The sequence below is a fragment of the Cupriavidus sp. DF5525 genome (assembly GCF_040149425.2).
GTDB classification, from domain to species: Bacteria; Pseudomonadota; Gammaproteobacteria; order Burkholderiales; family Burkholderiaceae; genus Cupriavidus; species Cupriavidus pickettii_A.
The window spans coordinates 2,167,064-2,185,121 of record NZ_CP168265.1; the positions used below are offsets into that span (position 1 = coordinate 2,167,064).

At 66.8% G+C, this 18,058-nt stretch carries 13 protein-coding genes; 6 read left to right on the forward strand and 7 right to left on the reverse strand.

Translation table 11 applies throughout. From position 1 onward, the window contains the following. Nucleotides 1–190: 190 nt before the first annotated feature. Nucleotides 191–3,565, forward strand: a complete 3,375-nt coding sequence (locus ABNX08_RS10170) for an EAL domain-containing protein (protein WP_349607228.1) — start codon at nucleotides 191–193, stop codon at nucleotides 3,563–3,565. A gap of 67 nt (nucleotides 3,566–3,632) precedes the next feature. Continuing rightward, nucleotides 3,633–4,199: a hypothetical protein gene (locus tag ABNX08_RS10175; RefSeq protein ID WP_349607227.1), complete on the forward strand. Its 567-nt coding sequence runs from the start codon at nucleotides 3,633–3,635 to the stop codon at nucleotides 4,197–4,199. On the opposite strand, the gene phaZ is transcribed toward ABNX08_RS10175, so the two are convergent. After that, the gene (phaZ, locus tag ABNX08_RS10180) at nucleotides 4,196–5,431 is read right to left on the reverse strand and encodes a polyhydroxyalkanoate depolymerase (protein ID WP_349607226.1); all 1,236 of its coding nucleotides are present in this window, start codon (nucleotides 5,429–5,431) and stop codon (nucleotides 4,196–4,198) included. The genes ABNX08_RS10175 and phaZ overlap by 4 nt on opposite strands. Before the next feature lie 334 nt (nucleotides 5,432–5,765). Here phaZ and ABNX08_RS10185 point away from each other — a divergent pair, with 334 nt between their 5' ends. Together ABNX08_RS10185 and ABNX08_RS10190 are read left to right on the forward strand one after the other, a co-directional pair. Continuing rightward, on the forward strand, nucleotides 5,766–5,891 hold the full coding sequence (locus ABNX08_RS10185; protein WP_349607225.1) for a hypothetical protein: 126 nt from the start codon (nucleotides 5,766–5,768) through the stop codon (nucleotides 5,889–5,891). A 97-nt stretch (nucleotides 5,892–5,988) separates the two neighbouring features. Beyond that, nucleotides 5,989–6,567, forward strand: coding sequence for an elongation factor P (locus ABNX08_RS10190; RefSeq protein ID WP_022535106.1), 579 nt, complete (start codon nucleotides 5,989–5,991; stop codon nucleotides 6,565–6,567). A gap of 31 nt (nucleotides 6,568–6,598) precedes the next feature. Here ABNX08_RS10190 and ABNX08_RS10195 read toward each other — a convergent pair whose 3' ends face one another. The 4 genes from ABNX08_RS10195 to ABNX08_RS10210 form a co-directional block, all read right to left on the reverse strand. Continuing rightward, nucleotides 6,599–7,582 carry a tripartite tricarboxylate transporter substrate binding protein gene (locus ABNX08_RS10195; RefSeq protein ID WP_022535107.1) on the reverse strand — a complete coding sequence of 328 codons (984 nt, stop codon included), beginning with the start codon at nucleotides 7,580–7,582 and terminating at the stop codon, nucleotides 6,599–6,601. Between the two features lie 116 nt (nucleotides 7,583–7,698). Then, on the reverse strand, nucleotides 7,699–8,688 hold the full coding sequence (locus ABNX08_RS10200; RefSeq protein WP_022535108.1) for a xanthine dehydrogenase family protein subunit M: 990 nt from the start codon (nucleotides 8,686–8,688) through the stop codon (nucleotides 7,699–7,701). A 1-nt stretch (nucleotide 8,689) separates the two neighbouring features. Then, nucleotides 8,690–9,175, reverse strand: coding sequence for a (2Fe-2S)-binding protein (locus ABNX08_RS10205; protein WP_022535109.1), 486 nt, complete (start codon nucleotides 9,173–9,175; stop codon nucleotides 8,690–8,692). Nucleotides 9,176–9,186: 11 nt separating this feature from the next. Further along, nucleotides 9,187–11,385, reverse strand: coding sequence for a xanthine dehydrogenase family protein molybdopterin-binding subunit (locus ABNX08_RS10210; RefSeq protein ID WP_349607224.1), 2,199 nt, complete (start codon nucleotides 11,383–11,385; stop codon nucleotides 9,187–9,189). Nucleotides 11,386–11,519: 134 nt separating this feature from the next. Here ABNX08_RS10210 and ABNX08_RS10215 point away from each other — a divergent pair, with 134 nt between their 5' ends. Then, nucleotides 11,520–12,707, forward strand: a complete 1,188-nt coding sequence (locus ABNX08_RS10215) for a hypothetical protein (protein ID WP_022535111.1) — start codon at nucleotides 11,520–11,522, stop codon at nucleotides 12,705–12,707. Nucleotides 12,708–12,724: 17 nt separating this feature from the next. Here the strand turns inward: ABNX08_RS10215 and ABNX08_RS10220 are convergent, their stop codons facing one another. Continuing rightward, nucleotides 12,725–14,755, reverse strand: coding sequence for a S8 family serine peptidase (locus ABNX08_RS10220; RefSeq protein WP_022535112.1), 2,031 nt, complete (start codon nucleotides 14,753–14,755; stop codon nucleotides 12,725–12,727). A gap of 305 nt (nucleotides 14,756–15,060) precedes the next feature. Between ABNX08_RS10220 and ABNX08_RS10225 the strand changes: the two genes are divergently transcribed. Further along, nucleotides 15,061–17,271, forward strand: coding sequence for a penicillin-binding protein 1A (locus ABNX08_RS10225; protein ID WP_022535113.1), 2,211 nt, complete (start codon nucleotides 15,061–15,063; stop codon nucleotides 17,269–17,271). 207 nt (nucleotides 17,272–17,478) lie between these two features. On the opposite strand, the gene ABNX08_RS10230 is transcribed toward ABNX08_RS10225, so the two are convergent. Then, the gene (locus tag ABNX08_RS10230) at nucleotides 17,479–17,919 is read right to left on the reverse strand and encodes a hypothetical protein (protein WP_022535115.1); all 441 of its coding nucleotides are present in this window, start codon (nucleotides 17,917–17,919) and stop codon (nucleotides 17,479–17,481) included. Between the last annotated feature and the right edge of the window lie 139 nt (nucleotides 17,920–18,058).

The window sequence follows — 18,058 nt, forward strand, 5'->3', positions numbered from 1 at the left end:
CCCCACTTAAGTTGGGTGTTTGCGCCGCGATAATTAGCGCCCGTCATCCCCCGGTTGCTATAGATTGTTAAGACATATAAAACGGCCAGTTTCGAAGAGCAACGACGGCCAATAAGTGCATTTTTCGCATCAGTCGAGGGCGGCCGCCGCTCAGCCGCATGGCCGCCATCGACATCCGGGGGAAACAATCTTGCGCCAGACGCTTGCGCGCATGCTGCGCCCGCTTGGACGCCTTGGGTCGCGCACCATCACGGCGGGCACCTTGCTGCTTGGCGTGCTGACGACGGCCGTCGTCTATGTGTTCTGCACCAATCTGCTGGAAGAGGATATCCGCCTGCGTTTTGAGAACGATACCGGCGACGTCATCCAGCAGATCGATACACGGATCCGGCTTTATACCGACGTACTGGTGACCATGCAGGCGCTGTTCGGCGCCAGCGACCATGTCTCGCGGGGTGAGTTTCGCGATTTCGTCAGCGGGCTGAACCTGCCGCAGCGCTATCCCGGTTTCCAGACGCTGAACTACGCGCCCTATGTGCCGGCGGCCGAGATCGACGCCTTTGTCGCCCGGCAGCGGAGCGATCCGATCCTGCGCGAGGCAGGCGTGACGTTCAGCGTCCGCCCCCCGGGACAGCGGCCCGGCCACTTCGTGCTGACCTATGTCGAGCCGCTCGACATCAACCTGGCGTCGATCGGCATCGACATGGGCGCCGAGCCACGCCGCCTGGCCGCGCTCGAACGGGCGCGCGATACCGGGCAGTCGGTCAGCAGCGGCCGCCTGATCTTCAGCGAGGCAAAGAACCCGCATGTGGGCATCGCCCTGCGCCTGCCGGTGTACCGCAAGGTGCCGGACCTGGACACCGTGGAAGCGCGCCGACGCGCCTATGTCGGATCGGTCGGTGCGGGGATCCGGGTGGACGATCTGCTGAAAGACCTGGTCAGCAACGAGAATCTGCGCCGGATCCGGTTCCGCGTGCATGACGCCGGAGACTTCGCACAGGCGCCGGCTCCCCCCTCGGCCGCCAACCTGCTCTATGACAGTGTGACCGGACTGGCCGCCCGGGGACGCAGCCGGGGCGCAGGCGGCAGCGCCGTCCACGCCAGTGCCGCGCATGGCGCGCCGGCACTGGCGGACGACCAGACGGGCGCGGGCCAGCATGACCTGGTCAAGAGCGCGGTGCGGGATTTCGGCGGGCGGCGCTGGGTGATCGAATTCGCCGCCGATGCCGGGGCAATCGGTGGTCCCCAGCGCTACCTGCCGACGCTGGTGGTGATTTCCGGCCTGATCATCAGCGTGCTGCTGGGCTGGCTGGCCTACGCGTTGTCGAGTTCGCGGGCGCGCGCCGTCGCCGTGGCCGACCAGATGACGCACAGCCTGCGCGAGAGCCAGGCGGCGCTCGCCGAGGCGCAGCAGATTGCCCACCTGGGCGACTGGCGCATCGATCTGGGCAAGGACATCGCGCACTTTTCCCGGGAAATGGCGCACCTGCTAGGCTGGCGCGGCGACAAACCGACTCCTGACGTGTTGTTCCAGGCGATCGACGCCGGCCATCGCGCCGTGCTGCGGGAAAGGATGCGGGCAGCCTTGCAGGATCGCCAGCCGTTCGAGTTCGAGTGCCCCTACCGGTCGCAGCGCGGACGCCGGGGCTGGCTGCACCTGATTGGCCACGCGCATGGGCTTGCGGACAGCGCCGTGCTGCGGGGAACCGCGCAGGACATCAGCCAGCGCAAGTCTGCCGAGCAGGCCAGGGCGCAGGAACACCAGATTGCCCTGCACCTGGCCACCGCCACCAGCGAAATCGAGGTGCTGGAGGAGATTGTCCACACGTTGCTCGGCGGCATGGACTGGGAGGCAGGTGCCTTCTGGCCGAATGACGACAGCCAGGGACTGAAGCTGCCGCCGGTCTACCTGGCACGCGTCAAGGCGCTGGAGCCCTGGCTCGCTGAGCGCCCCGCATGGCCGGCCGGTGCTGTGCTCTTGCAGGCGCCACAATGGTATGCAAACCGGAACGCGATGGCCCGGCACGCGCAAGCGGGATGGCTCGACGCGGGCGGCATCCGGACGGTGTTCGCGTTCCCGCTGAGCAGGGGCCACGTGACGCTCGGCGTGGTCGAACTCTATTCCCGTGGCAAGCGCAGCGCTGATACGCACGCGCTCGCGATGGCGAGCGGTATTGCCAATCAGACCGGGCACTTCCTGCTGAGGCGCCAGGCCGAGGAGGACCTGCGCTTCATCGCCAATCACGATGCCCTTACCGGCCTGCCCAACCGGCTGATGTTCAAGGCCGAGTTCGAGAAGGCGCTGAACCGTGCCCGCGCCAGCGCCCAGGCCTTGCATGTCATTTTTGTCGACCTGGATGAATTCAAGGTCGTGAACGACACGATCGGCCACAATGCCGGCGACACCGTGCTGCGCGAGATGGCCGACCGGTTGCGCGAGAGCCTGGACGGCGTGGAACTGATCACCCGCTTCGGTGGCGACGAATTCGTCGTGCTGCTGGACCCCAAGGGCGACTCGACGATCCTGGGCCGGATCATTGCGAAGATCCAGGCTGCGCTCGCGCCCGGCTTCGTCGTCAATGAATCGGAACTGCGGATGACGGCAAGCATCGGCATCAGTTCCTTCCCCGAGGACGGCAACGATTGGCAGACCCTGCTCAAGCATGCCGACCTGGCCATGTACGGTGCCAAGCAGCTCGGCAAGAACGGCTACCAGTTCTACTGCCGCGGCATGAGCGCATCCCTGCAGCGGCGCATCGACATGGAGTCTCACCTGCACCGCGCGCTCGAGCAGGACGAATTCATCCTCTACTACCAGCCGCGCATTGCGCTCGCGTCGGGAGCGTGCACGGCGGTCGAGGCACTGATCCGCTGGCGCCACCCGGAACTCGGCATGGTCATGCCCGGAGATTTCATTCCCTTCGCGGAGCAGAGCGGCGCCATTGTCGAGATAGGCGCGTGGGCCCTGCGCGAAGCGTGCCGCCAGAATGCCGCATGGCTCGCCCAGGGGCTGCCGCCGGTGCGTGTTTCAGTCAATCTTTCGGCTCGGCAGTTCGCCGACAAGTCGCTCAGGCTGACCATCATCGATGCCCTGCGGCAAGCCGGCCTGCCTGGCAACCTGCTGGAGCTTGAACTCACCGAGAGCATGGTCATGCGCGATGCCGAACAGGCTTCCAGCTGGCTCTCGCGCCTGAAGCGCACGGGCGTTCGACTGGCTATCGACGACTTCGGCACCGGCTACTCCTCGCTTGCCTACCTGAGCCGCTTTCCGATCGATACGGTCAAGATCGACAGCAGCTTCGTCCGCTACATACCGGAAAGCCGCAGCGACACGCAGATTACCAGCGCGGTGATCGGACTCGGCCACCGGCTCGGCCTGGAAGTCGTCGCCGAAGGCGTGGAGAAGGAGGCGCAACTCGAATTCCTGCGCAGCGAAGGCTGCGACGAAGTGCAGGGCTACTACTTCAGCCATCCGCTGCCGCCGGCGAAGATCACCGCCTTCCTGGCCAGCCGCATGGAGAACGGCCCAGCTTTCGAGCATGGGCCGCAACCAATGCGCGCCTGACTGCCGCCGGTCCGGCGCGTGCTTATGCAGTCCAATATCAAGCCGTCCAATAACAGGGAGCTAAATCATGCAGGACCGTTCTGTTGAAATCGTGTGGCAGGCCATCGAAGCCCTCGACTTTTCAAGGATGAAGGCCAAGCTACTGCACCAGAAGCATGCGCATTGGTCGCCGGAATCGCTGGAGCAGGCGGAGAGCGGCTACCGGCAGTTCCTCAAGCTGGCTGCGAAGTATCCGGACACACCCGCCGTCCCCAGCGAGCAGGTGGATGCCTTCTGGCATGCCCACATCCTGGATACCAGGCGCTATGCCAGCGATTGCGAACGCATTTTCGGGTATGTCCTCCACCACGATCCCTACGTTGGCATCGACGGCCCGCAGGATGAGGCCCGCCTGCTGGAAATGGCCGCCGCGAGCGATGCGCTGAGCCTGCGCGAATTCGGCAGCCCGCTGACCTCTGCCGCATATTGCGCTCGGGCAGCAGCCGAGGATCCCGCGTACTGCGCGCGCATGGCCAAGGCCGAGGATCCCGCGTACTGCGCACGCATGGCCAAGGCCGAGGATCCCGCGTATTGCGCACGCATGGCCAGGGCCGAGGATGCCGCGTACTGCGCACGCATGGCCAAGGCACACTAGGCAAATTGCCGGATCTGGTCCCGGACGACGGGACCAATGGCGGTACGCCAGCGTGGGCCCAGGAACAGATCGTAATGACCACACTGGCGTGCCGTGATGTGCCGCTTGTGGCATGGGGCAATGCCTGGACACAAATCGTGCGCGGCGTGGGTCTGGCCACGGCCGGCAATGTCATCCAGTTCGCCTTCGATAGTGAGCAATGCAGTGGTGTGGATGTCCTGCGGGCGCACCGGTTGGCCTCGCACGCGCCAGTCGCCGAGGGCCAGCCGAAATTCCTGAAACACGATCCGGATGGTGTCCAGATAGAACTCGGCTGCCATATCAAGGACCGCGTTATAGGCATCGCACGCGCGCCGGCACGTATCGGCACCGGCGCTGTCACCCCAAACGAGCTCGAGATAGTAGTCCCACTGCGAAGCAACCAGACGGTCGGGCTGCGTCGCCACTAAACCGGCATATTGCAGGAAACTCGGATACACCTTTCGGCCGGCACCGGGGTAGCGATCTGGCACTGCGTAAATCAGGTTCTGTTGAAACCATTCGAGCGACCGGTGCGCCGCGAGCCTGTTGACCGCGGTGGGGCTACGGCGGGCATCGATCGGGCCGCCCACCAGGATCAGGCTCAGGGGCGTTGGCTCACCGCCGCTAGCCAACAGGGAAATGGCCGCCAGCGCGGGCACGGTGGATTGACAGATCGCAAGCACGTGCAGGCGCTCGGTGCCGATCAGGCGGATAAACGCTTGCAGCAGCGCCACATTCTCATCCAGGTCGAACTGCCCGTCCGCTAACGGCACACGGCGGGCATCGATCCAATCGGTCACGTACACCTCATGGTCCGGCAGCAACGTTGTAACGATTTCCCGTAGCATGACGGCGTGGTGACCAGCGAGCGGGGCGCAGAGCAGCACCGCCGGCCTCTCCTTGGCGACGGAGCAATCAGCTGCGGGCTCGGCCGCGAAGCGCAGCAGACGGCAGAATGGGCTGTCGAGTACAAGCTGCTCGACCACTGGTGTGGTGCGGCCCTCCTGTTCGACCGCCGTAATGTTGAACTCGGTCTTCTCGCAGGCTTCGCCGAGCCGGTAGAGGAATTCGTAGCCTGCGGCAAAGTACGGCGCACCCGGAAGGCCGGCCAACGGACTGTCAGGGTTGCCGAAGGCGTGCGCGGCGCCTGCGGCCCAGATGGTCAGCGGATGCAAGAGCGCTCGCTGATATTCGAGGAACTGGTAGAGCATTGGAGCTCCAGGGAACGGGCCGGATAATCCAGCCATCGCCGACAGAGGTGGCGGAAGCCGATACTAGATCCACGCGAGGAATGCCCCAGACCCCATCACGGGCATCCTTGCCACGGCGCCACGGCCGCGTGTCACCGACGTTACAGTGATTATGCGGTCCTTTCCAGCCAGATTTTTACTATAGGGCAGGCACGAAGCGCGGCAAGTTCCGTGAACGGCGGCTTGAAACGTCGAACTGTGCCGACGCGCACGGAGGCCGGCGCCCGTGCGCCGTAGAAAGAGCACATTAGAGGCGTCGAAGGCCTGGGCGAGCAAGAGGGCTGGAGGCCAGGCAATGACCGACAAGCAAGGCAAAGGCGCGGAAATGCCGTGGCTGGCGCTGGCGTACATCGTCTTCGTTGTGGTGTTTGCGTTTGGCGGCATCAGCATTTGCAGCTTCGCCGCGCCGGGTGGATACTGAAGCATCTCCATGAGAATCTTCAGCCTCGCCACGAGGGCCGGGCTCGGCAACAGTGCCAGGCTGAAGCTGTTACCTCGCGACGGGCAGAGGCACGCAAATGATTGAAGCTTCCGGATTGAAAGCGGGCATGGTCATTTTGCTCGACGGCGAACTCCACAGTGTGGCCAGCGCGGAGCACCATGCTGGCGGCGGACAACAGGCCGGCGCGCTGTTCGCCAGGCTCAAGCACTTGAAGACAGGTCACATCAAAGCGCTGCGCCTGCACCTGAGCGACAGGCTCGAGGATGTTGTGCTCGAGCACAAGGAGATGGAATACCTGTATACGGACGGCGTCGCGTTTTACTTCATGAATCCGGACACGTTCGACCAGATCAGTCTCCCCATTGAAGCCATCGGCGCCTACGAAAAGTACCTTCAGCCCAATATGCGGATTCCGGTGCAGCTTTACGAGGGCGAGCCGGTCAATATCGCATTTCCCACGCAGGTCGAGCTCGCGGTCGTTTCCACGCCGCCGGGGTTGCGCGAGCATGAATCGTCCACCTTCAAGAGCGCCACGCTTGACAACGGCATGGAGGTCCTTGTTCCCCAGTTCATCAAGGAGGGCGACACCGTGAGGATCGATACCACCACAGGAAAATACCTGGAGCGCGTCAGGCGGGAAGCCAGAAGGCCCTGAGTATCGTAACCTTCATGCCGCCGCGCCAGTACTACCCGTCGATCTTGTACCCGATATCCTTGATGAACTGCCCCCAGCGCACATAGTCGCTCTTGACCTGCGACGCAAAGGCGTCCGGTGTGATCGCCTTCGGCGGCAGCACGCCCACGCCGGCCAGGCGCTTGTGATAGGCGGGATCAACCAGCACTTTCTGCACCGCCGCCGACACGGCGTCGGTGGTCGCCTTGGGCATGCCCTTGGGGCCGAACAGCGCAAAATAGCCGCTGAGTTGTTCCATCTCGGCAAAGCCGAGTTCGCGGAACGTGGGGGCATTGGGGGCGAGGTCTGACCGCTCCGGAATCGTGGTGGCGAGCACTTTGGTCTTGCCCGACTGGTAGAGCGGCACGCCGGTGGTCAGGCCATCGATCATCAGCGGCACCACGCCGCCCACGAGGTCCTGCGTGGCCGGTGCGGACCCCTTGTACAGCACCGGTTCGAGGTTGGTGCCGGCCAGGCGGTTGAACAGCAGCGGCCCGAAGTGCGACGACGTGCCCGGCCCGTAGGAGGCCGAATGGATCGGCTTGCCCGGATTGGCCTTGGAATAGGCGATCAGTTCCTTCAGGGTGGAGTAGGGCGCATCCTTGTTGGCAGCCATCAGGACCGGCGCGCGGCCGATCTCGGCCAGTGCGGTGAGGTCGTTGATCGGGTCGTACGGCACGCGGTTGATATGCGCGCCGGACGTGGCCGACGAGCCCAGCGTGACCAGCAGCGTATGCCCGTCAGGCTTGGCGCGAATGACATCCTGGGTGGCCGGCACCGTGGCGCCGCCGGGCTTGTTCTCGACCACGACGGATTGGCCGCTGGCGCGGCCCAGGTAGTCGGCGAACAGCCGCGCCACCACATCGGTGCCGCCGCCGGGCGGATAGGCAACCACCAGGCGGATCGGGCGGCCGGGCCATTCTTGTGCCCATGCCTGCGGCGCGATGGCCGCTGCGGCCGATGCGCTGACTGCGGTGAGGAACTTGCGCCGGTCCATGCACTGTCTCCTTTGCGCGCGCAGCGCTGTGGGTGTGATTGCAACCAGTAGCATAGTAGGGGGTGTTTCCGGGGAATTCACCCCGGGTTTTCCAGACGACCGCGCAGGCGCGCAGGTCACAACGCCGCCGCCTCCCGCAACGCGCGCTCCACCGCCCGCATGGCAATCGCGCGCTTGGCCGCGTCCGCGCTTTTCGGCGGGATCGCCAGCATGGCGGCCACCAGCGCCTCAGGGAACTCAGGCTTGTCATGACGCTTGCCCTGGATGGCAGCCTCCACCGACGCCAGCCGCCACGGCCGGTGGGCCACGCCGCCCAGCGCGATGGCGGCGCGCTTGATGGTCTTGCCTTGCAGCGTCACCGCCGCCGCCACGGACACCAGCGCTGACTGGTAGGCGGCGCGGTCGCGCACCTTCAGGTAAACGCTGTGGCGCGCCAGCGCGCCGCGCGGCACGATGATCCGCACCAGCAATTCATTCGCCTTCATGTTGTGGTCGCGCTGGGGCGTGGTGCCGGGCGTGCGCAGGAAATCCTGCGCCGCCAGCACGCGCTCGCCGCCGGGGCCGCGCACCACGATCTGTGCGTCCAGCGCGGCCAGCGCGACCGCCAGGTCGGACGGATGGGTGGCGATGCAGCGGCTGCTGCGGCCGAACAGCGCGAAGGCACGCGTGGCGCCGGCCAGCAGCGCGGCGCAGCCGGAGCCGGGTGTGCGCTTGTTGCAGGGGACGTCGATGGTGCCGTTGCGGAAGTAGGCGCAGCGGGTGCGCTGCAGCAGGTTGCCGCCCACGGTGCCGGCGTTGCGGATCTGCGCAGAGCCGATCTGTTCGAGTGCCTGGGCGATGGCCGGGAATTCGCGCACGACATCGGCGTCGGCGGCTACGTCGCTGATGCGCGCCAGGGCGCCGATGACCAGTGCCGTGCCGGTCATCGACACCTGGCTCAGTTCGGCGATGCCGCTGAGGTCAACCAGCGTGCCGGGCGCGCAGATGCCTTCGCGCATCAGGTTGAGCAATTCGACGCCGCCGGCGATGCACATCGTGTCGGCGCTGCCGATGGCAGTGAGGGCGTCGGCGACGCTGGTGGCGCGCACGAAGGCGAATTCGCGCATGTCAGCCACCTCCGCCCGGATGGTCGCGGGCGTAGTCGAGCACCGCTTCGACAATGTTGGGATAGGCGCCGCAGCGGCACAGGTTGCCGCTCATCCAGGCGCGCACCTCGTCCGCCGATCCGGCATGGCCCTCGGCCACGCAGGCCAGCGCGGACATCACCTGGCCGGCGGTGCAGTAGCCGCACTGCAGGGCGTCGTGATCGAGAAAGGCGCGCTGCAGGGCGTGCAGCTTCCTGGCTGAGGGCGCCAGGTCCTCGATGGTGCGCACGGCGTGGCCGTGCGCCATCACGGCCAGCATCATGCAGCCGAGCACGCGCCGGCCGTCGACGTGGACCGTGCAGCTGCCGCACTCGCCCCGGTTGCAGCCGACCTTGGTGCCGGTCAGGCCGAGCGCGTCGCGCAGGGTATCGGCCAGCGTGGCGCGGGTGTCGACGGTCAGGTCGCGGGCGGTGCCGTTGACGGTCAGGTGGATGGCGGTAGTCGGCATGCTCGGCTTCGTCAGGGCAGCAGGGTGTCGAGCTGGATCGGCAGCCGGCGCACGCGCACGCCGGTGGCGTGGTACACAGCGTTGGCGATGGCGGCGGCAATGCCGACGATGCCCAGCTCGCCCACGCCTTTGCTGCCGAGCGGGTTGGCCTTGTCGTCAACCTCTTTCACCAGGATCACGTCGATGGCCGGCACGTCGGCACAGGTCGGCACCAGGTACGACAGCAGGCTGGCGTTGACGAAACCGCCCGCCACCGGATCGGAGACCGACTCTTCCAGCAGCGCCATGCCGATGCCGCCGACGATGCCGCCGGCGAGCTGGCTGCGCACCAGCAACGGGTTCACGACCTGCCCGACGCCAAAGGCGCTGACCACGCGGCTCACGCGCGGGACGGGCACGTCCGTATCGACCACCACCTCAACGAAATGCGCGCCGAAGGACAGCATCGGCCCCGGCGCCGTGGTTGGCGGGGCGGCGTTGGCACTGGCGTCGAGCGCAGCGCCGCCGGCGGCCACGATGGCGTCGAAGCCGACACCCTGTGCAGGCGATGCCGTGAGGAAGACGCGGCCGCCGCCGGTGGCCATCGCGTCGACCGGCTTGCCCGTGAGCGCGGTGTCCGGCTGCGCGGCGGCAGCGGCGAGCAGCTTGCCACGCAGGTCGCGGCTGGCCGCCAGCACCGCGGAGCCGACGCTGGCGAGCGTGCGCGAGCCGCCCGACACGGTGGTGCGGGGCAGGGCGGTGTCGCCGATCTCGACCTTGACGTGGTCCAGGTCGGTGCCCACGGCGTCCGTGGCGATCTGGGCCAGTGCGGTGCAAATGCCGCCGCCCATCTCGTGCGTGCCGCTCCTGACGGTCAGCATGCCGGTGGCGTCCATCGATACGCTGGCGGAAGCGGGCGAGCGGTTGACGGGATACGCCGCGCTGGCCATGCCCCAGCCGATGCGCTGGCCCTGCGCGTCGCGCATCGAACCGGGCACGGGCTGGCGCGCGGCCCAGCCGAATTTCTGGCTGGCCCGCTCGTAGCACTTGCGCAGGCTGTTCGAGGTCCATGCCACGCCCGAGACCGGGTCGGTGGTGGCGAAGTTCTTGAGCCGCAGCGCGACCGGGTCCATGCCGAGCGCCACGGCCAGCTCGTCCATCGCGCTTTCCAGCGCAAAGAAGCCGGTGGCTTCGCCGGGCGCGCGCATGGTGGTGGGCGTGGGCAGGTCGAGCCGCACCAGCGAGCGGCTGACCTGCCCCGACGGGCAGGCATAGATCATGCGCGTGCGCGAGGTGGCCGGCTCGAAGAAATTGTCGTTCATCGAGGTTGTGGTCTTGGCACTGTGCGTCAGCGCCTTGAGCGTGCCGTCGCTGCTGGCGCGCAGCGTCAGCTGCTGCTCGGTGTGCGGACGGTGGCCGACCATCGAGAACATCTGCGCGCGCGTGAGCGCCAGCACCACCGGCCTGCCGACCCGCTGCGCGGCCACGGCCGCCAGCAGCACGTGCGGCCAGGTCAGCCGCTTGGCGCCGAACGAGCCGCCGACGAACTTCGACACCACGCGCACCTTCGCCACGGGCAGGCCAAAGCAGGCGGCCACCATCGCCTGCTCGCCGCGCATCCATTGCGAGCCGTCGTGCAGCGTGAGCGTGCCGCCCTGCCATGCGGCAACGACGGCGGTGCGCTCCATCGGATTGTGGTGCTCGAAGGGCGTGACGTAGGTCTGGTCGACCAGCACATCCGCTGCAGCGGGCGCGACCGCGGCGGGCGTTGCCGCGGCCCAGCGGAAGTTATGCATCGGCGAGGCGGCGGGGCGCGCGACAAGCTGCGCGGCGGGGATGACCGTGGCCGGCTTGGGCGCGTAGCGCACGGTGAGACTGTCAGCGGCAAACTCCGCGGCCTCGCGGCTGGTGGCGACGACCACGGCGATGGCCTGGCCGAGATGGGCGACCTTGTCGTCCTGCAGCGGCAGGCGGCGCTGGCCGGCTGCGGCGGGGAAGGGGTCAGGAACCTGGAAGCGGCGGCAGTCGGCGGCGGTGATGACGTCGAGCACGCCAGGCACGGCGCGGGCCGCGCTGTCGTCGATGGACAAGACGCGCCCTTTCGCAATCGTGCTGGCGCGGATGACGGCATGCGCCGCATCGGCGGGGGCGGCATCGGCGGCATACTTCGCCAGCCCGGTCACCTTGGCGTGGCCGTCGATGCGCGGTACGGATTTCCCGACTGACGGCATGGTCGGCCCTCCTCCCACATCGCAAGAACTCTAGTACATGAATCCCGGCCCTTCAATGACATGTGGTTGATGTCTGACCTGCAGCGAACTAGGCTAGGTACGCAAAGAAGCGCGCGGCGCGCAAAGGGGGGACCATGAGCGAGGCACTGGATTTCCGCAAGTCGCTGGCGCGCCAGCTGCTGTCGTCCGGCATGACCGAAGCCGATTTCGACAACCATCCCACCGTGGCGACCACGCTTGCCGCGGCGCCCGGGCTGGCGGCGCACCCCACCATTGCGTTCCCGGCCACGCTGCGGCCGATACCGGTGCCGATCGATCCCATGCCCGCGCTGGACGCTGCGCTGCCGCGTGCCGACGTGGTGGTCATCACCTGGACCGTGGACGAGACCATGGCGTTGTGCGATGTCATGACGCCGGGGTTCTCGCGCGACCACTGGTATCGCTATGCCCGCAACTTCGACCAGTACCTGCCGAAGATCCGTGCCGGCGCCCCGGCGCGCGGCGTGATGCGGCTGGCCAGCTATTTCCCGGTGCGGATCGGTACGAAGAAGGTGCTGTGCATGAAGTCGGAGCTGCACCTGAACCAGGATGGCATCACCAGGCCGCCGGCGGGCAGCGCGCACAAGGCATCGCTGCCGGTGAGGGACCTGTTCCACCAGATCCTGGACGAGACGCGGGCCAAGCTGATCATCACCACCGGCACGGCGGGCGCGGTCTTTGCCGAGCACGACCTTGGCGACGTGGTGGTCACGCGCGGCGCCAAGTTCCGCTGCAAGCGGGAGTTTCGCGACAGCCCGTTCAACGACAAGACCTACAAGTCGGAATGGACCGTCAAGACCAAGCACTTCGCCAAGGCGTTGGCGCTGATGGGCGCGTTCAGGCATGAGCTGGCCGAGCCCGAGTTCCTGCCGCCTACCGTCAACTACGCGCCGCTGCACAACATCCCCAGGCCGATCCGCGAGAACAATCCCGATATCAAGCTGGACGGGCGCGACATGCCCGCGTTCCACCCGATCCTGACCACCGACTTCTTTGAGTTCGGCACCTCGCTCAACCACCTTGAAGAGATCGGCTCCGCCGTGGAAATGGGCGACGCGGTGCTGGGGCTGGTGGTGGAGGAACGCGCCGCCGCGGGCAAGTCCACGCCGCGCTGGCTGGTGGTGCGCAATTGTTCCGACCCGCAGATCAACGGCAGGCTGCGCAGCAAGCCTGCCAGGCAAAGCCTGCAGGCGATGTGGGCGGTCTACTACTACCAGGGTTTCGGCTACTGGACTAGCATGAACAGCGCACTGGCCTGCTGGGCGATCATCGCGGCGAACTGACCTGCCCCGTGCCGGCCTTAGCCGCCGACACGGATCACCAGTGCGTAGCTCTGCGGATCCAGCGCCACCGAGTGCGCCACCACGGCAACGGTTGCGGTGCCCGCCGGGATCTGGTTCCAGTCCACCTGCTCGACGTTGTTGACGCGATCGAACCCGGCCGCGCCGCGCGTCATGTTGCCGTGCCATTCACGCGTGCCGGCCTTGACGATCAGGTCCAGGTCGCTCTGCAGCCCTTCGCCGGGCGGGTCGGTCCACACCAGCGTAACCTTCAACCGGCGCGCATCGGTCGGGATCGCGACCAGGTACTCCTCGCGCTCGCCGGTATCGAGGCGGGCGTCTTCATCGAAGAACTGCAGCGTTTCGTTCTCGGCGTAGGGACCGACAACGGCCTGCAGGTCCACGCGGCCGAAGCCCTGGGCGTTGTTCGGCACCACGCCGGCCTCGGACGGTGTGTACTGGCCCGCCAGCTGGCGGGCGCCGTTGATCAGCAGCGCTTTGAGCAGGGCAGCGCTGGGCTTGCGCAGCTGGTGGTGCACGCGCAGGAACTGCCGCGTGACGGCGACGCAGCCGGCCACCAGCGGCGTGGCCATGCTGGTGCCGCCGTCGAACATGTAGAGTGGATCGCCCGACAGGCCCCAGCCTTCGGAGCGCGTCGCGCGCGAGCGCGCGGACAGGATGTAGGTGCCAGGTGCCACCAGGTCCGGCTTCAGGCGCAGGTCGAGCGTGGGGCCGCGGCTGCTGAAGGCCACCATCCCGTCGGGATTGCTGGCGAGCCGGTCTGAGCGGATCGGGCTGGCGCGGAAATCCGCCGGCCAGCCCCTGCCGTACGTCATCCTCATGGTCGGGCGCAGGCTCTCGCTGGCGCCGATGGTCAGGCAGTTCTTGGCGGTGCCCGGTGGCGGCAGCGAGGAGGGATCGACCTGCCCGTTGGCGTCGCGGTCCTTGCCGGCATTGCCGGCAGCAAAGCAGATCAGCATGTCGCGGTGGCGGTAGACGAATTCATCCACCTCCTGCGCCTGCTGGTCATAGGCGCCGAAGTTGCCCAGGCTGCACCACGAGTTGGAATGCACGCGCGCCTTGTGGGTCTTGTAGGGCGGCCCGAACAGGTCATTCAGGTTGTCGGGCAAACCGCCAAGGCCGGCGTTGCGATCCAGCACCGATTGCAGCACCAGCCTGGCGCCGGGCGCGGCGCCGCAGACGGCGCCATCGGTGACGGACACGCCGTCGCCCAGTACCGAGCCGGCGACATGCGTGCCGTGGCCGTCGGGGTCGTCCTTGCGGCCCGGACGGCCCAGGGCGTAGAGCGCCTTGACGCGGCCCTTGAATGCGGGATGCACGTCGGTGGTCGAGCCTTTGTCGAAGCCGGTATCGGCCACCGCGACGACTTCACCGTCGCCGCGCAGGGCGTTGCGCTCGGCCGCCGCCGGGGCGCGCAGGATGGTGCGGGCAACGTTGTTGGCCAGGCGGCGGGAGAAGACCTCCTCGATATGGCGCACGGCATCGAGCGCGGCCACGTCGGCGAGGCGGCGGCGTTTCAGGGTCAGGCGCAGCTTCTGCCCCGTGGCAATGACGTCCGCGGGCTCCACGTGCGCCGCTGCGGCGACGTCCTTGGCCGCCTGCGCCGGCCTGGCGTTCCGGTGCAGCACCACGTCCACGGTCACGCGGGAGCTGTCCAGCTCCGGCGGCTGCACCAGCGCGGCCGCCGCGACGGCCACGCCGCCGGGCTGGGGCGCCAGGCGCCGCAGCGACGGCGACAGCTTGACCACCTGCGGATACTGATCGGCCCAGTCCACGAACGGCAGCGCCCGCACCTTGGCCAGGCTCGTCTTGGGGTAGTAGCACACCAGCCCGCCGCCGGGCACGGCCTCCAGGATGCTGGCGCCCGCGCGAGCGAGCTGCTGCTTCTGCCTGGCATCGAGCGGAGCGGCCGGCACCACGATGATGTAGTTCGTGGCGCCGGCGTCCGCGTTGTCCAGTGAGACAGCGGCCAGCGCGGCGCGCGGCGCGGACGTGTCGATGGCGATGCCGTTGATCGTGATCGAAGCCATGGCGGAATCCTCCGGAGGCAGCGCCGTGCCGCCGCTTTTTATCGGTTCTCAGCCTGTTCTAGACGGAAAGCCGAGCCCCCGTGATGAAAATTTTCTCGGACCGGTTGAAATGACAGTGTGTTGTGGCGCAGGCGGCGCAAAGGCGGGCAGGGGGGAAGGACGCGATTGCCGCAGGCAGCGAACGTTGCCCGTACGAAACAAATGTAATCGATTGTTAATGCCGCGCGCCGCAGCCCTGCTTTGGCAAAAGAAGCGTCCTTCCGCTTTGATACGATCCCGCTCTTTCCGCCAAGCGTCCCGCCACCGTGAATCGCCGCTATGTATCGTTGTTTCGTGAGTATTGCGCGCGGTGGCTCATCCGCATCCAACCGCTGGCCGCTGCCAGCATCACGATAGCCAGACGCGTCTTCAATGGCGCGCTCCACCGCCTTCGCCACCCGACGCGACGCGGCATCATGCTGACGCTCGCCGCATTGCCGGCGCTGTTTCTGCTGTACGTGCTTGCGCTCGTGCCCTTTACGCCTGGCATCGGCGACATCCGCAAAGCCCGCATCGATCGGCCCGCGCTGATCGTGTCGGCCGACGGCAGGGTGCTCGACGAATTCAAACCGGTTAATCGCGAGTGGGTGTCGCTCGGGCAGATCTCGCCGTACATGGTGGATGCACTGGTCGCAACCGAAGATCGCCGCTTTTACGAGCATTACGGCATCGACTGGCTGCGTATCGCGTCGGCCGCGTTGCAAACGTTCTCCGGCGACCGACAGGGTGGTTCGACGATCACGCAGCAGCTCGCGCGCAACCTGTATCCCGACGAAATCGGCCGCGCGCCGACCCTCGCGCGCAAACTCAGGGAAGCGATCACGGCGCTCAAGATCGAAGCCGTGTACAGCAAGGATCAGATCCTTGAGACGTACCTGAACAATGTGCCGTTCCTGTACAACGCCTACGGCGTGGAAATGGCCGCACGCACCTACTTCGGCAAATCGGCCCATCAGCTCGACATTCTCGAAAGCGCGACACTCGTTGGCATGCTGAAGGCCAACAGCACCTACAACCCTGTGCTCAATCCCGAGCGCGCATTGCAGCGGCGAAACACAGTGCTCGGGCAGATGAACAAGTACGGGAAGCTCAAGCCCGATGCCTACACCTGGTTGAGGCGACAACCGCTCAACGTCGATTTCGCGTTGCAGAGCACACCACGAAGCGCGGCGCCGCATTTTTCCGCGCAACTGCGCAAGTGGCTGATCGCATGGGCCGAGCGCAACGGCTACAACATCTATGCCGACGGGCTTGTCGTGCGCACAACCATAGATTACCGTCTGCAGACAATGGCGGTGCAGGCGATGGACTGGCAGGCGAGCCAGTTGCAATGGATCGCGAACGGGGCATGGAACGAACGCACTGGCTGTTGGCCGGGCAACGACCTGTTCCAGACATTCATCCGGCAAACGCCTGACTATCGTGCAGCACGCGATGCTGGTCAATCGGATCGGGCGGCCCTCAGGAAGCTCGGCACGAACCCAGCTTTCGTCCGCGCACTCTGCCGGAGCAAGACTCAGGTCCAGGCGGGTTTTGTCGCGATCGATCCGCGCAACGGCGATATCAAGGCATGGGTCGGTAGTCGCGATTTCGGTGACGCACCGTTCGATCACGTGCAGCAGGCCCGGCGTCAGCCGGGCTCGACATTCAAGCCGTTCGTCTACGGGGCGGCGTTCGCGGACGGCGCGCGGCCGAGCGATACGATCGTAGACCGGAACGTCGCCATTCCACTGACCGGCCAGGCGATCTGGCGGCCTACCGACGCGGCGCCGCCCACCGACCGACCGATGACGCTGCGCGACGCGCTAGTGTATTCGCGCAACCGCGTCACCGCTCAGCTCATGCAAAAGGAACGCCCCGAGAAGGTCGCACGGCTCGCGCGCGCGATGGGCGTGCGCGACAGTACCCTCGAAGCGGTGCCGTCGCTCGCGCTCGGCACGAGCCCGGTCACGCTCAAGGAAATGGTATCAGCGTACAGCACGATCGCGAACCGCGGTGCCTATGTCGAACCGCGCATGGTCACTCGCATCGAGGATCACGACGGCAAGGTGCTCGCCGAATTTGCGAGCGCATCGCCGGAACAGGCACTGCCCGCCGACGCCGCGCAAACGCTCGTCGATGTGATGCGCGACGTCGTTATCCGGGGCACCGGTGCAGGCATCCGGACGCGCTTCGGGATTCGCGCCGACGTGGCCGGCAAGACGGGCACCACGCAGGACAACGCGGATGGCTGGTTCATCCTGATGCATCCGCAACTGGTCGCGGGCGCGTGGGTGGGTTTTGACGATGGACGTGTGACGCTCGGCAACTACTGGGGGCAGGGCGCGCATAGCGCCCTGCCGATGGTGGGCGCGTTCTACGATATGGCGCTGCGCGCGCGAGTGATCGATCCGGATGCGCGGTTCAGCCCTGAGACCCGGGCTCCTCGCAAGGTCCCTGCGCAACAGCATCGGCGCTTCCTGTTCTGGAGGTACTGATGTCGTCGCTGGCGGATACGACATTCGCTAAGCGCCGATCCATGTTTTAAAGGCATCGCCGGCCCAGGGCCATCATTGTCGTTTTCGGCTCCAATGGCGATGGCCGCCCGGCAGCGGCGGCGGCCGTCCGGAATCCGCCGCGCAACGCGGTCAAGAGCGCGATGGGACAGATGCCCAAATGACGGGCGCCATCGCGCGTCGCCTCGCTCAGTCGTCGTGACGATGCTTCTTGTGGCCCTTGTGCTTGCCGCGATTGCCGTTCTTGTGGTCATCGGCATAGTTGTTGCGCGACACATTGCCGCCCAGCGCCGAACCCGCTGCACCGCCGGCCGCGGCACCGACGATGCCGCCGGTTCGGCCGCCCAGGGCATTGCCGGCCGCCGCGCCGGCGCCACCGCCCAGCGCGCCACCCACGATGGCGCCGGTTCGTTCCTTCTTGTTGGCAGTCACCGCGCCGCCCGCACCGCCGCCCACCGCACCGCCGACCACGGCACCCGTGCTGCCGCCCAGTGCGCCACCGAGGGCCGCGCCCGCGGCACCGCCCAGACCGCCTCCCGCAGCGTTCTTCAGGTCATCGGCCAGCGCCGGTGTGGTCGCAGCGGTCAGCAGCAGGGTCAGGCACAGCGTACGAAGTGGTTGTCGAGTCATGTTCTTCCTCAAATAGGGGATGGTTGGCGATCAGCCGATGCGGGAGTTTACACCGAGCGGCAAGCGGGTCCGTCTGTCCGGGAGGCTTTGGCGGACGATCCCCTGGCCGATCGTCCCCCTGTAGAATCCGCTACCACGC